Source organism: Micromonospora sp. FIMYZ51 (assembly GCF_038246755.1).
Lineage (GTDB): Bacteria > Actinomycetota > Actinomycetes > Mycobacteriales > Micromonosporaceae > Micromonospora.
Map to the genome: position 1 here is coordinate 1,912,204 of NZ_CP134706.1, position 14,348 is coordinate 1,926,551.

General features: G+C 72.0%; 12 protein-coding genes. 8 read left to right on the plus strand and 4 right to left on the minus strand.

From position 1 onward, the window contains the following. The first annotated feature begins 2 nt into the window (after positions 1–2). The 5 genes from QQG74_RS08920 (at position 3) to QQG74_RS08940 (ending at position 5,296) form a co-directional block, all read left to right on the plus strand. On the plus strand, positions 3–1,007 hold the full coding sequence (locus tag QQG74_RS08920) for a diacylglycerol kinase family protein (RefSeq protein ID WP_341719800.1): 1,005 nt from the start codon (positions 3–5) through the stop codon (positions 1,005–1,007). Then, a complete protein-coding gene (locus tag QQG74_RS08925; protein ID WP_341719801.1) occupies positions 1,004–2,014 on the plus strand; it encodes a YihY/virulence factor BrkB family protein in 1,011 nt (336 codons plus the stop codon). The genes QQG74_RS08920 and QQG74_RS08925 overlap by 4 nt, the downstream gene beginning before the upstream one ends. A 67-nt stretch (positions 2,015–2,081) precedes the next feature. After that, entirely contained in the window at positions 2,082–3,572 is a 1,491-nt protein-coding gene (locus QQG74_RS08930) for a phosphatase PAP2 family protein (RefSeq protein ID WP_341719802.1), read from the plus strand. A 6-nt stretch (positions 3,573–3,578) separates the two neighbouring features. Further along, positions 3,579–4,358, plus strand: a complete 780-nt coding sequence (locus QQG74_RS08935) for an endonuclease/exonuclease/phosphatase family protein (protein ID WP_341719803.1) — start codon at positions 3,579–3,581, stop codon at positions 4,356–4,358. A gap of 185 nt (positions 4,359–4,543) precedes the next feature. Next, positions 4,544–5,296 (plus strand): hypothetical protein, encoded by a 753-nt coding sequence (locus QQG74_RS08940; protein WP_341719804.1) that lies wholly within the window; start codon positions 4,544–4,546, stop codon positions 5,294–5,296. Between the two features lie 135 nt (positions 5,297–5,431). Here QQG74_RS08940 and QQG74_RS08945 read toward each other — a convergent pair whose 3' ends face one another. Together QQG74_RS08945 and QQG74_RS08950 are read right to left on the minus strand one after the other, a co-directional pair. Beyond that, positions 5,432–6,457 (minus strand): alpha/beta hydrolase, encoded by a 1,026-nt coding sequence (locus QQG74_RS08945; protein ID WP_341719805.1) that lies wholly within the window; start codon positions 6,455–6,457, stop codon positions 5,432–5,434. Then, positions 6,454–7,416 (minus strand): TIGR03557 family F420-dependent LLM class oxidoreductase, encoded by a 963-nt coding sequence (locus tag QQG74_RS08950; protein ID WP_341719806.1) that lies wholly within the window; start codon positions 7,414–7,416, stop codon positions 6,454–6,456. The genes QQG74_RS08945 and QQG74_RS08950 overlap by 4 nt, the downstream gene beginning before the upstream one ends. Before the next feature lie 367 nt (positions 7,417–7,783). On the opposite strand from QQG74_RS08950, the gene QQG74_RS08955 reads away from it, so the two are divergent. Further along, a complete protein-coding gene (locus QQG74_RS08955) occupies positions 7,784–9,172 on the plus strand; it encodes a cellulase family glycosylhydrolase (protein ID WP_341719807.1) in 1,389 nt (462 codons plus the stop codon). Between the two features lie 230 nt (positions 9,173–9,402). Beyond that, positions 9,403–10,452: a sporulation protein gene (locus tag QQG74_RS08960; RefSeq protein WP_341719808.1), complete on the plus strand. Its 1,050-nt coding sequence runs from the start codon at positions 9,403–9,405 to the stop codon at positions 10,450–10,452. Between the two features lie 75 nt (positions 10,453–10,527). On the opposite strand, the gene QQG74_RS08965 is transcribed toward QQG74_RS08960, so the two are convergent. Beyond that, positions 10,528–10,908: a hypothetical protein gene (locus QQG74_RS08965; RefSeq protein WP_341719809.1), complete on the minus strand. Its 381-nt coding sequence runs from the start codon at positions 10,906–10,908 to the stop codon at positions 10,528–10,530. A 487-nt stretch (positions 10,909–11,395) separates the two neighbouring features. Between QQG74_RS08965 and QQG74_RS08970 the strand changes: the two genes are divergently transcribed. Continuing rightward, positions 11,396–11,797, plus strand: coding sequence for a hypothetical protein (locus QQG74_RS08970; RefSeq protein WP_341719810.1), 402 nt, complete (start codon positions 11,396–11,398; stop codon positions 11,795–11,797). Positions 11,798–11,884: 87 nt separating this feature from the next. On the opposite strand, the gene QQG74_RS08975 is transcribed toward QQG74_RS08970, so the two are convergent. Continuing rightward, complete coding sequence (locus QQG74_RS08975) at positions 11,885–14,107, minus strand: AAA family ATPase (protein ID WP_341721185.1); 2,223 nt, start codon at positions 14,105–14,107, stop codon at positions 11,885–11,887. Positions 14,108–14,348: the final 241 nt, after the last annotated feature.

Sequence of the window (14,348 nt, forward strand, 5' to 3'; positions counted from 1 at the left end):
GCATGGCGCACACTTGCGCCGTGGAAGCTGGACGGCAGGCGCAGCCGCTGCGCAGCGCGGTAGTGGTCAACCCGGTCAAGGTGGCCGATCTCGACGAACTGCGTCGCACCGTCGACGACACGCTCGCCGCGGCGGGTTGGCCCGAACCGCTGTGGTTCGAGACCACCGTCGACGACCCCGGGCGCGGCCAGACCGAGCAGGCCCTGGCCGCCGGGGTGGACGTGGTCTTCGCCTGCGGCGGCGACGGCACCGTACGCGCCTGCGTCGACGCCCTGGTCGGCACCGAGGTGGCGCTCGCCGTCCTGCCCCAGGGCACCGGCAACCTGCTCGCGGCCAACCTGGGCCTGTCGAACGAACTGGCCGCCGGGCTGGCGGTGGCGGTGGAACGTGGCCGCCGGCTGCTCGACATCGGCGAGGTGGACGGGCAACACTTCGCGGTGATGGCCGGCATGGGCTTCGACGCCCAGATGCTCGCCGCCACCAGCGAGACGACCAAGCGGCGGATCGGCTGGCCGGCGTACGTGGTGGGTGCCGTCCGACATCTGCGGGACCGGCCGATGCGGGTGTCCATCCGGCTGGACGACCAGCAGCCGCTGCGCCGCCGGGCCCGCTCGGTGCTGGTCGCCAACGTCGGCCGGCTCCAGGGCGGGGTGGTCCTGCTCACCGACGCCGAGCCCGACGACGGTTACCTCGATGTCGCCGTGCTCACCCCGCACGCGCTGCGGCACTGGCTCGCCCTCGGCTGGGCGGTGATCCGGCGGCGCGACCGGGTGCCCCGGATGGAGGTGTACCGGGCCCGCCGAGTGGAGATAACCAGCAACCGGACCCAGCCGCGCGAGCTGGACGGCGATCTGATCGAGCCGGGGCGGGTGCTGCGGGTCCAGATCCGCCGTCGGGCACTGTGGCTGTGCGTACCCCGGCCGGAGCAGGCACCCGACCTCACCGAGGACGCGGCTGCCGCCGCCGAGCGAGGTGAGCACCTGGTCGAGGAGGGCAGCCAGCCGTGAGCAGCACCAAGCTGGTGCCGGAGACCCGGCTGATGCCGGACGAGCAGCTCTGCGCCGACCACGCCTGGCAGACGCTGCGCCGCGAGGGCGGTTGGCAGCTGCTGCGCGACGCCTTCACGCGGTTCCGCTACGGCGATGGGTTCAGCCACTCCCGGGCCTTCGCCTTCCAGCTCTGCCTCGCCGTGGTGCCGTTCCTGATCGCACTGACCGGGCTGATCTCCGAACTGGGGGTGGCGGAGGGCGGCGAGGTGGTCGCCGACACCGTGCTCGCGCTGACCCCCGGCGCGAGCGAAGAGGTGGTCGCCGAGTTGCTCGGCGACGCCGAACGCTCCGAGCGGGTCGAGACCATCGGCGAGGTCGCCCTCACCCTCGGCCTGATCACCGGGCTGGTGGCGCTGACCAGCACGATGGCGCAGATCGAACGGGGCGCCAACCGGATCTACGGCGTGGAGCGGGACCGCCCGGCGCTCTGGAAGTACCTGCGCGCGGCCGTCCTCGCCGTCACCGCCGGCCTGCCGGCGCTGGCCGGGTTCCTCATCCTGGTGGGCGGAGGGCCGATGGGCGACTCGGTGGCCCGCCACTACGCCTGGGGCGAGGTGGCAAGCGCCGGCTGGGACCTGGTCCGGTGGCCGCTCAGTCTCGGCTTGACCGTGCTCGCCGTCGCGGTGCTGTTCCGCTACGCGCCCCGACGCCGCCAGCCCGGCCTGTCCTGGCTGTTCTTCGGGGCCGCCATCGCCACCGCCCTGTGGTGGCTGACCAGCCTGCTGCTCGCCGGGTACGTGCAGTTCAGCGACGGCTTCGGGCAGACCTACGGCGCGTTGACCGGCATCATGGCCCTGCTGCTCTGGGCCAACCTCACCGGCATGGCGATCTTCGGCGGCCTCGCCTTCGCCGCCCAACTGGAGGCGGTACGCATCGGGGTGCAGGAGCCGGCCCAGCCGGACCTGTGGAAGCCCGAAGTCCAGCGCGACGGACTGTACGACACCGGCGAGATGACCTCCCTCTGACGCCTGTCCGGGTGTACGCGACACATCGACCGGGTACAGCGGCACGCCAGAAGCGAAGGAGGCTGCCGTGGGCGCGGTCAGAGACGTACTGCGCCGACCTCTCGGGCACTTCACCGAACGTACGCTCGCCGGCCTGGCGCTCGTACTCGGTGCCGGGGTCGGTTTCGGGCTGGTGCTGGTGCTGGTACGGGTACGGTGGACCCCGCTGTACGACGTGGACCACGGCGTGGCGCAGTGGCTCAACGACCAGGTGTCCCCGATCGGTCCGCTGGTCACGGTGCTCAACGCGCTGACCGACCTGGGTGGTCGGCCGGTCATCATCTGGCTGGTCACCGTCGCCGTGGTCGGCCTGCTGATCCGTCGGCAGGGGCGGCTCGCGGTCTTCCTGATCGTCACCGGCGCGGGCGCGCTGATCCTCGACCCGACGCTGAAGACCCTTGTCGACCGGCTACGCCCCGAGGTGGACGTGGAGATCGGCACGTACGCCGGGCAGAGCTTCCCCAGCGGTCACGCGCTCGGGTCGATGGTCGCCTACGGCGCGATCCTGCTGGTGTTCCTGCCGGCGATGGCACCCCGCTGGCGCCGGCCGGCGATGGCTCTGGTCGGTGTCGTCGTCTTCCTGATCGGGTTCACCCGGGTCGCGCTCGGCGTGCACTTCCTCTCCGACGTGATCGGTGCCTGGCTGCTCGGCGCGGCCTGGCTCGGCGTCACCGCGTACGCCTTCCGGCTGTGGCGGGTGGAGCGGGGTCGGCCCGCGACGCCGCTGGCGGAGGGGCTGGAACCCGAGGCGGCGCACGAGGTGGCACCCGCGCCGGACGAGCGGCAGCTGTTGCCGCACCCCCGGGCCGCGGTGGCCGAGATCGTGGTCGGCTGGGTACTGGTCTTCGGCGCGCTCTACGGCTTCGGCATGTTCGTCAGCTACTACGCCCAGGACACCTTCCTCGCCACCTGGGACGAGGTGGTGCCGGCCTGGTTCGCCGAGCGGGGCACCCCGGCGCTCGACGGGGTGAGCTGGTGGTGGAGCAAGGTCGGCGACACCCACGCCATCCTGCTCGTCTCGATGGTCTTCTGCCCGCTGGTGCTGGCCATCTGGCGGCGCTGGCGGCCGGTGCTGTTCATGGCGTTGGTGATGTTCGGCGAGTTGACCCTCTTCCTGGCCAGCGCCGCCGCCGTGGACCGACCGCGTCCGCCGGTGGAGAACCTGGACGGTCCCATGCCGACCTCGTCGTTCCCGTCCGGCCACATCGCCGCCACGCTCTGCCTCTGGGTCGCCATCGCGGTGGTCGTCTTCCCGCGTACCGACCGGTGGTGGCGGTGGGTCTTCGTGGCGCTCGCGGTGGTGATGCCGGTCGGGGTCGCCATGTCGCGGATGTACCGGGGGATGCACCACCCGACCGACTTCATGGGCGCCATCCTGCTCACCAGCCTCTGGATCGGACTGCTGTACTGGGTCGTGCGCCCCAACGAGGACCTGCGCCAGGGCAACCAGCCGGCAATCGAGTCCGAGGACGTCGACCGCCTCGACGACGAGTTGGCCGAGGCTGCCAAACCTGGGTGAGCAGCCATGCTGCGGGTGATGACCTGGAACATCCGCACCGGCGGCCGGGACACCGGCGGCCCGGACCGCCGCGACCGCATCGCCGGGGTGATCGCCGAACAACGGCCGGACGTGCTGGCGCTACAGGAGCTGCGGGACCTTGACGTGCCGGCCTTCGCCGACCGGGTGGGCATGCGGGCGTACCTGGCCCGATCCTGGTTCGGGCAGCCGGTGGCGGTGCTGGTCCGCCCGCCGTGGCGGGTGCGCACCGCCGCGCCGGTGCGCCGACCGTTGCACCACGCCGCCCAGCGGGTCGTGGTGCAGACCGGCGCCGGGGCGCTGACCATTCTCAGCACCCACCTTGACCCGTACTCGGGCACCCGCCGGCTGGTCGAGGCCGGCTGGCTGGCCGCCGCGCTGCGCCCGGCCCGCGACGGCCTGGCGCTGCTCGCCGGCGACCTGAACACCCTCGATCCGTACGCCGAGCACGCCGAGCGGATCGCCCGGCTGCCCGCCGCGTACCGCCGTCGACACCTGCGCCGGGACGGTCGGACGGTGGAGACCCGGGCGGTCGCCCGGCTGCTCGGCACCGGCCTGGTCGACCTCGGCGCGACCGCCGGTCCCACCGTGCCCACCCGGCACGGCGGCACGGAGTTCTCCGACATGCGCCTGGACTACCTACTGGCCACCCCCAGGCTGGCCACCCACCACCTCCAGACCCAGGTGCTCCGTACCCCCGAAACGGACCACGCCTCCGACCACTACCCCCTCCACACCACCCTCTCGCTCCCCGCTCCGCCGGGCTGACCAGGACGGCTGGTCGCGACGCGCCCGTCCGGACGACCGACACCTCCTGGTCGACTCCGCCGGCGGTGGGGGTTGTCGGGTGGGGTTAGCTTCGGGCCGTGATCGAATCTTCGGGGTCGGGAGGGGGCGGTGAGCCGGCGGGCGGCGGGCGGCCGGGCGGGGCGACGGCGGGCGGGGTGTCGCCCGTGGGCGTTGTCGCGCGGGGCGTCGCGCTGGCGGTGGTGCTGCCGCTCCGGCTGGCCTGGGAGGTCCTGGCGGTCACCGGCCGAGCGCTGTACCGCTTGGTGCTCGCGCCGACGGCCCGGTTCGCGGACCGCTGGCTGCTGCGACCGCTCGGCTGGCTGTGGCGGCACCTGGTCTGGCTTCCGCTGGTCTGGTCGGCGCGGGCCGTGGCGTGGTTGTGGCGGACGCTGATCTGGCTGCCGTTGACCTGGCTCGGCGACGCTGTCGGCTGGCTCTGGCGTACCGCCCTGTGGCCCCCGCTGCGCTGGTGTGGCCACGGTCTGGCGCGGCTGCTGCGCTGGTGCGGCCTGGGGCTGGCCTGGCTGGCGCGGATCCTCGTCCTGGTGCCGCTGTACTACCTGGTGTGGGTGCCGCTGGCCTGGCTGGTCCGGGTGCTCACCCCGCCCGCCCGGCTGGTCCTGGCCGCGCTGGGCCGGTGGCTGCACGCGCTGGCTCGCGGCTCGGCAGTCGTGCTCGGCTGGGCCTGGCGGACGGCCGGCCGGATCCTCTGGTGGTGCTGGGCGCTCACCCTGCGTCCGGTCTGGTTCGCGGGCCGCTGGCTGTGGCGGGTCACGCTGGTGCCGGTGGGCCGAGCGGTCCGTACCGCCTGGCGGGCAACCGTCACCCCGGCGGCCCGCTGGCTGCGGCACAGCGTCCTCGACCCGGCCCGCCAGGCCACCCGCGAGGCGCTTACCGCGCTCGGCCTGCGCCGCTGACGCACCGGCGGTCACAGGACCAGGTTGAGCAGGACGGTCAGCACGATCGAGGCGACGATCGAGACGAGGATCATCAGGAGGCAGCCGAGGCCGCCGCCGGCCGGACGGATTTCCGTGTTGCCGATGCGCATGTTCTCACCTGTTCGTCGGTTTGTCGGGGTGGCTCGGGTCGAGCAGGGTGCGTACGGCGTCGGCGACCTGCCACGGTGCGGTGGTGGCGACGTTGTGCGCCGCACCGGGCACCGCGACCGTACGGCCGCCGGGCACCAATTCGGCGACCCGCGACCGCCAGGGCGTCGGCACGATCGGGTCGCGGCTGCCGGTGAGCACAAGCGTGGGAGCGGTGATCCGGGACAGGTCGTTCTCGATCCGGTTGCCGATCGAGTGCGACAGGGTGGCCCAGACCCGCCACGGTCGGGCGTCGACCACGTCGCGCAGCAGGATCGGCGCCTGCCAGCGGGCTTCCCGGGTGGCGTCGACCAGGAACCGACGGATCTGGGCCTGCCGGGACCGGGCGCGCGGATCGCTTGTCGGCCCGGCGAGCACCACCGCGCGTACCGCCTCCGGGTGGTGGGCGGCGAGCGCGGCGGCGACCTCCGCGCCGAACGAGTGCCCCAGCACGCAGACCGGCGGCAGCCGGTACGCGGCCAGCAGCGCGGCCAGATGCTCGGCGTGCTGCCGTGGGTCGTACGCGGCCCGGGGGCGGTCACTGAGACCGAAGCCGGGCAGGTCCGGCGCGTACACCGGATGGGTTTCGGCAAGCGTGACGGCCAGCGGCGTCAGATAGCGGTGTGACACGGCCAGCCCGTGCACCAGCAGCACCGGCGTGGTCGGCTGGCCGCGCTCGACGCTGCGGCGTACGTGGGTGCGCAGACCGTCGATGGTGCGCCACTCGCTGGTCAGGCCGGCCGCGTCCCGGGGCGCGGCGAGCGCCAGCCGCAGCAGCGCCCGGCCGGGCCGCGCGGCAGCGAGTGCCCCGCTGGGCCGGGCGGCGGTGGGCGCCAGGCCGGGCCGCGCGGCGGCGAGTGTCCCGCCGGGAGTGGTGGCGGGTCCGCGATCGGCGGACTGCGCGCCGGACGGGGCTGCGGCGGATGGTTTGTCGATCCGCCGCAGCGGATCCGGAAGGCCGCAGCTGCGGGCGTGGTGCGGGTGGCAGGTCACAGCTCGCGCAGCCGGGGCAGCAACTGCTCCTGTGCCCAGTCCAGGAACATCGGTTGGCTGTCGCCGCCGATCTGGATCAGCGCCACATGGGTGAACCCGGCGTCGACGAACTTCTTGAACGCCGCCACGTGCTTGTCCACGTCCGGGCCGCAGGAGATGCCGGCCGCCACGTCCTCCTCGCGGACGCTCTGGGTGGCCGCCTCGAACGCGTCCGTGTCCGGCAGGTCGGTGTTGACCTTCCAGCCCAGCTCGAACCAGCGGAACTGGTCGTGCGCGATCTTGCGGCACTCCGCCTCGTCCGGGCCGTAGCAGATGGCCAGCTGCCCGTACCGGGGGCGTCCGGCGCCGCCGGCCTCCTCGTACATCTCCACCAGGCGCGCCTGCGGGTCGGTGGCGATCATGGCGTCGGCGTACTCGGCGGCGAGGGTGGCGGACTGCCGACCGGAGGCGGCCACCGCCATCGGCACGGGCCGCTCCGGCCGGTCCCACACGTACGCGTCCGGCACCTCGTAGTGGTTGCCGGAGAAGGTGAGCGTCTCCCCGTTGAGCAGCGGCCGGATGATCTGCAACGCCTCCTCGAACATCTCGTGCCGCTGCTGCACGTGCGGCCAGGCGCCGACCACGTGCTCGTTCAGGTTCTCCCCGGCACCGAGGCCGAGGGTGAACCGACCGTCGGACAGGACGCCGATGGTGGCCGCCTTCTGCGCCACCACCGCCGGGTGGTAGCGACGGATCGGGCAGGTCACGAAGGACATCAGCTCCGCGCGGGAGGTGGCGTGCGCGACCGCGCCCAGCACCGACCAGGCGTACGGTGAGTGACCCTGTGACTCCAGCCAGGGGTAGTAGTGATCGGACATGACGAGCTGGTCGAAACCGGCCGCCTCGGCCCGTACCGCGTAGTCGACGAGCTGCTTCGGGCCGGCCTGCTCGCACAGCAGGGTGTAGCCGATGCTGACCATGGTGTCTCCTTCCGGACCGGGTGACCCGTTCCGGATACCCCGCCCCGGTTCGATCAACCCTGGTCGGTGTCTTGACGCTCACCCGGCCCCTGCCTACCGTTGGCCTGAACCGGTTCAGACTCCGGCGTGGTGCACATCCTGTGGTGGGGATGTCTGCCCCCGTGGCGGCCCGCGTTCTCACGGGCCGCCACGGGTCGGGCGGCGGTCGCGGAGATTACTGAACCGGTTGCTTTCGACAATCCATCGGCCTACGCTGATCCCTGCCTCGCCGGGCCCCGGGCAGCGGCTGTCGGGCTACAGCCGCCACACCAGCCATCACCGCAACTCCCCCTGGGCACGGGGGAGAGATCTCCTGCGAGGAATCGTGATGAGAAAACTATTCGCGGGCGTCGGCGCCGTCCTGCTGGCGACCGTCGCCGCCGTGTTCGCCTTCGGCCCGTCGGCACAGGCCGCCACCGGCTTCACGGTCAGCAACGGCAAGCTCTACGAGGCGAACGGCCGAGAGTTCATCATGCGCGGGGTCAACCACGCGCACACCTGGTACGCGAACCAGACCAGCTCGTTCGCCAACATCAAGGCGCTCGGTGCGAACACCGTCCGGGTCGTGCTCTCCAGCGGCGACCGGTGGACCCGCAACAGCGCCGCCGACGTGACAAACGTGATCCAGCTCTGCAAGGCCAACCGCCTGATCTGCGTGCTGGAGGTGCACGACACCACCGGCTACGGGGAGGAGGGCGCGGCCATCACCCTGGACCGCGCGGTCGACTACTGGCTCAGCATCGCCAGCGCGCTGAACGGCCAGGAATCCTTCGTGATCGTCAACATCGGCAACGAGCCGTACGGCAACCAGAACTACTCGTCCTGGGCCACCGACACGTCAAACGCGATCCGCCGACTGCGCAACGGCGGCATCCAGCACACCATCATGGTGGACGCGCCGAACTGGGGCCAGGACTGGTCCTTCACCATGCGGGACAACGCGCCGACGGTGTTCAACGCCGATCCGGCCCGCAACACGGTCTTCTCCATCCACATGTACGGCGTCTTCGACACCGCCGCCGAGATCAGCGACTACCTGGGCCGCTTCCGCAGCCGTGGCCTGCCGATCGTGGTGGGCGAGTTCGGCCACTACCACTCCGACGGCGACCCCGACGAGGACGCCATCCTGTCGTACACCCAGGCCAACGGCATCGGCTGGCTGGGCTGGTCGTGGAGCGGCAACAGTGGCGGCGTGGAGTACCTGGACATGGCCACCAACTTCAACCCGAACCAGCTGACCAGTTGGGGCCAGCGCCTGTTCAACGGCACCAACGGCATCCGGCAGACCGCGCGCCAGGCCACCATCTACGACTCGATCCCGCCGACCAGCCCGCCACCGACCACCACCAGCCCGCCACCCGCCACCACCCCGCCGCCCACGACTCCGCCGCCGCCGACGACCACGCCGCCGCCGGGTGCCGGCTGCTCGGCGACGTACGCGATCACCGGCCAGTGGCAGGGCGGTTTTCAGGCTGACGTCCGGGTGACCGCCGGTGGCGCCGCCATCACCGGCTGGACGGTGCGCTGGAGCTACGCCAACGGGCAGAGCGTGACGCAGTCCTGGAATGCCACGGTCACCAGCAGCGGCTCGACGGTGACCGCCCGCAACGTCGACTACAACGGCCGGCTCGGTGCCGGTGCCAGCACCAGCTTCGGCTTCCTCGGCAGCTGGAACGGCACCAACCCGGTGCCTGCGGTGACCTGCACCGCGAGCTGAATGCACGAGCAGGCGGTGGCCGGGCCCGCACGGACCCGGCGACCACCGGCTGCGTACGGACCCGGCCACCCCGGCGCCGCTCAGGCGGACCGCGCGCCTGGGGCAGGTACGGCTGTTCGGGCCTGACGGCGGGCGAATTTTCAGCGACCTCACAGGCCCGCTCGATAGCGTGCCGCCGTCAGCGTCCGCTCCTAAAGGGAGAACGGGCACCAGACCTCGCAGGAGTACCGATGGTCTTCAAGAAGATGTTGAGCGCGCTCGGCGTGGGCGGTCCCAGTGTGGACACCGTCCTGGCCAACCCGAACACCCGGCCCGGAGAAATCCTCAACGGCCAGGTGAACCTGATCGGCGGGGAAGCCCAGGCGGACATCGAGCAGATCGTCATCGGGCTGGTCACCCGGGTCGAGGTCGGTGAGCAGGCCGGCGTGATGGAGTTCCACCGGCAGGTGGTCAGCGGCCCGCTCCAGCTCGCCCCGAAGCAGGCGCTGTCCATCCCGTTCCAGCTTCCGCTGCCCTGGGAGACCCCGGTCACCGCGGTCTACGGGCAGCGGTTGCACGGCATGACCATGGGGCTGCGTACCGAGCTGGCGATCGCCCGCGCGGTCGACAAGGGTGACCTGGACGAGATCAACGTGCACCCGCTGCCGGTGCAGGAGCGGATCCTTCAGGCGTTCGGTCAGCTCGGTTTCCGGTTCAAGAAGGCGGACCTCGAACGCGGCATGATCCACGGCGTGCAGCAGACGCTGCCGTTCTACCAGGAGATCGAGTTCTTCGCCGCGCCGCAGTACGCGCAGGTGATCAACGAGGTCGAGCTGACCTTCGTGACCAACCCGCACGGCATCGACGTGGTGCTGGAGTGCGACAAGCGAGGCGGCTTCCTCGTACCGGGGCAGGACGTCTTCGGCCGTTACCAGGTCGGGCACGCCGAGGCCGACAACCACGACTGGACGCAGGTGGTCGACGGCTGGCTGCGCGAGACGATCGACCGCTTCAGCACCCTGCGGGCGCAGGCGTTCGGTGCCCCGGGCTACGGCCCGCCCGGCTACGGCGCACCGCAGGCGTACGGCCCGCCCGGCAAGTACGGCCAGCCGCAGCGTCGGGGTGGCGTCGGCATGGGTGGCGTGGTGGCCGGTGCGGCGCTCGGTGCCGCCGGTGGCATGCTCGCCGGTCACATGATCGGCAACGCTCTCGACGGCGGCGAGGAGGAGATCGCCGAGGCGGCCGGTGACTTCGGCGGCGGTGACTTCGGCGGTGACTTCGGCGGCTTCGAGGAGTTCTAGGCCGACCCGCTCCAGGTGAACGGGACGGTGGCCTTCCGGGACGAACCCGGAAGGCCACCGTGTTACGCGCGGAGGTCAGCGCCCGCGCTGCCGCCGCTCCTGGCCGGAACGCCGCTGGCTTCCGGCCTTGGCCAGACCACGGCTACCCAGGTAACCGAGGGTCAGCAGGGTGATGAACAGCCACGCCTGACCCGGGTTGTTGATGTTCAGACCATTCGCGGTCGTGCCACGCCAGAAGGCGGAGATCACCACGAGGGTGACGGCAGCCGCGTAGATCCAGAACTCCGTGGTCAGGAACGCCTGCTTGGTCTCCGTACCCGGTGCCGGCATCGGCTCCCGATGCCCGTCGTGCATCATCGGCATCGGCTGGGTCGGTGTCTCCTGCATTGCCTGCCGATGCTGGACGTCCGGACCCGGACGGTTCATCGGCCTGGTGGATGCAGCCTGCGTGCTCATCTGTCCTCCTCAGGATGTGATGAGTCCTGCGACCCTCGCCCCGCTACCGCGTGTCGGCCACGGCACGGTTCGCGTGCTTGGCGGGGGCACCCCGCGTCTACCCGGCGTCACGGAAGCAGTAACCCTCGATCGGCCAGGGGATCCCCGCGATCAGGGCTGCGCGCAGTGGCCCGGCCACCCGTTGCCGCCTCCTGCGCCGCCTCCGCCTCCTGCGCGGCCTCCGCCTCCTGCGCGGCCTCCGCCTCCTGCGCCGCCTCCGCCTCCTGCGCCGCCTCCGCCTCCTGCGCCGCCTCCGCCTCCTGGGCCGTTGGTGCCGAATGTCGGGTTTCCGCCGCGCGGGCCGTCCGCTCCCTGTTCCGCGCGGGCCGTCCGCTTCCGCTGCCGCGCGGCACGGCCGGGGGTACCCGCCATCCGGTCGCCCGACGGGTTAGTCCCGCCGGTTACCGGGCACGCACTCAGGACCAGCCCTTTTGTGAGGTGATGGATCGTGCGTGAGGACGACATGCGACAGGAAGCCGCCCGCCGGGCCGAGGAGCGGATCGCCGGTGGCGTGTACGGCGAAGGCGCGCTGGACGAGGTGACCGTGCCACCGACCGATGTGGAGAGTGCCATTCAGCGCGACGACCGGGACGATCCGGCGCACGTGCCGATCGATCCGACCGTGCTGCGCGACGGTGGCCCCACCCGTGGGCAGGGCGCGATCACCACGACCGGCGGTACGGCCGGACCGGCAAGTGCCCGTCGGGTGGCCCGCCAGCCGGAGCGGCACCGGGGCAAGGTGGCCCCGACCACGACGGGTGACGCCACCACCGGTGGCTTCAGCACCCCGTCGGGCGGTTCCACAAGTGACCAGTCCAGCCCGGCCACCCACTCCGGCAGCTTCGACTGACCCACCTCAGCCAACCTGTTGACATGACGTTGTCGCCGACACGCCGTCCGAGCGCGCCGGCAACAACGTCATGATCAACCCGAGGGGTCAGGGGGTGGGGGTGAGGGTGGTCAGGCGTTGGGTGGCGCGGGTCAGGGCCACGTAGAGGTCGCTGGGGCCACGGGGGGACTCGGCGACGATCCGATCCGGATCGACCAGGATGACCGAGTCGAATTCGAGCCCCTTGGCCTCGGCGACGGTGAGCACCACCACCCGGCTCTCCAGGTCGGGTTGCTCGCCCACGGCCGCCTCCGGCAACGCCGAGGTCAGGGCCGCACCGAGGTCGTCCACCCGACCGCCGGGCACGATCACGCCGAGCCGCCCGTCGGCCAGCCCGGCCGCCTCCGCGGTGGCGATCTCGATCAGCTCTGCGGCCAACCGCCGCGCCGGCACGGACCGCTCGACGGGCGGAAACCCGCTTGAGCGTACGGCGCGCGGTGGTCGCAACGCCGGGTCGATCTCGGCCAGTACGTCCGCGGCGACCGCCATGATCTCGGCCGGGGTGCGGTAGCTGACGGTCAGCTCGGTCAACCGCCACCGGTCCGCCACGTACGGCTTGAGCGCCTCCGCCCAGGACGGCGTACCGGTGAGTGCGCCGGTCTGCGCCACGTCACCGACGATTGTCATCGAGCGGCTCGGACAGCGACGCATCAGCAGCCGCCACGCCATCGGCGACAACTCCTGCGCCTCGTCGACGATGACGTGACCGAACGCCCAACCCCGGTCGGCCGCCGCCCGTTGCGCGGTGGTCAGCCGGTCGGCCTCCTCCTGCCGCTCCAGCAGCCGGTCGGCGTCGAGCAGGTCGGTCACGCCGAGGATCTCACCGCCGTCGGCCTCGTCCTCCACGTCGATCGACTGGGAACCCCGGGCGATCTCCAGCACACCCTCGGCGTACTCGCGTTGCAGGGCGCGGAGGCGTTCCCGGCGGGCGGCGGCGGATCGGTCGTCCTCGCCGAGCAGCTCCGCCGCCTCGTCCAGCAGCGGTACGTCCGCCGGGGTCCAGCCGCCCGGCTCGCGGTGCAGTGCGGCCCGCTCGTCGGCGGTAAGCATCGGCGCGGCGGTGGCGAGCCGCTCGGTCGAGGCGTACAGATCGGCGAGTAGTCGCTGCGGGGTGAGCACCGGCCACAGGTCGTCAAGCGCGGCGCGTACCTCCGGCTCCTCGCGCAGCTCGCGGCGGATCTCCGCGAGGTCGGCCTCCTCCAACAGGTTCTCCCCGCCCAGCGGGTCGGCGCCGATCCGCTCGGCGACCTGGGCCGCCAACGCGTGGACGATCTCGATGTCGAACACCGCACGGGCCAGGTTGTGTGGCCGACCGCTGCGGCGGGCCCGGTCCCGGGCCGCCTGCACGGTGGCCGGGTCGAGGATCAGGATCTCCCGCTGCGGCAGCGCGATCTCCAGCGGCTGGTCGGGCACCCGCTGCCGGTCGCGTACCGCCTCGGCGAGCACCTCCACCATCACCGCGCGTCCCTTCACCGCGGCGGTGGTGGCCGGCTCCGTGCGCCGCGCGGTCACGCCGGGGAAAAGATCAGCCTGGGTACGCAGCAGTACGCCGGTCTCGGCCAGCGCGGGCAGCACCTGCGAGATGTAGCGCAGGAAGGTGGCGTTCGGGCCGACCAGCAGCACGCCCCGGCTGGAGAGCTCCCGGCGGTGGGTGTAGAGCAGGTACGCCGCCCGGTGCAGCGCCACTGCGGTCTTGCCGGTGCCCGGCCCACCCTGCACCACCATCACCCCGGGCAGGTCGGCCCGGATGATCCGGTCCTGTTCGGCCTGGATGGTCTCGACGATGTCGCGCATCCGGCCGGTCCGGCCGGCGTTCAGCGCGGCCAGCAGCGACGCCTCGCCGGTGAGTTCCTCGTGCCCGGTGGGCGAGACGGCGGCCAGGTCGAGGACCTCGTCGTTGATGCCGGTCACCTTGCGCTGCCGGGTACGCAGGTGCCGACGCCGACGGATGCCCTGCGGATTGGCGGCGGTGGCCAGGTAGAAGGCGCGGGCGGCCGGGGCCCGCCAGTCCATCAGCAGCGGGTCGTAGTCGCCGTCGGTGTCGAAGATGCCGATCCGGCCGATGTAGCGGCGCTCGCCGTCGTCGGTGTCCAGCCGGCCGAAACAGAGGCCGTTCTCCACTGCCGAGAACTGCTCGACCTGCTCGGCGTACATCCGCACCGAGCTGTCGCGTTGGGAACGGTCCTGGCGGGTGCCGCCGGTGGCCCGCAGCTGTTCGGTGAGCCGTTCGGACGCCTGTTCCCGCAGGTCGTCGAGGCGGCGGTAGAGCATCGAGACGTACTCCTGCTCGCGGCCGATCTCGTCGTCGGACGGCGAACCGCCGGAGTGCCTTGACAATCCGTCTCCCAGGTGGCTAGAATGCGACACAAGAACGGCTTCTCGCAGCCGTTCTTTTTTGTTGCCTGAACTGACAAAGATACCGCGCCGTGATCGACGGGTTCCAGCACGACCGACCCGGCGACATTCCTGCGGTCGGCCCCCGGCCGCGGGCCGTGCGCGTTCCTGGCCCCGC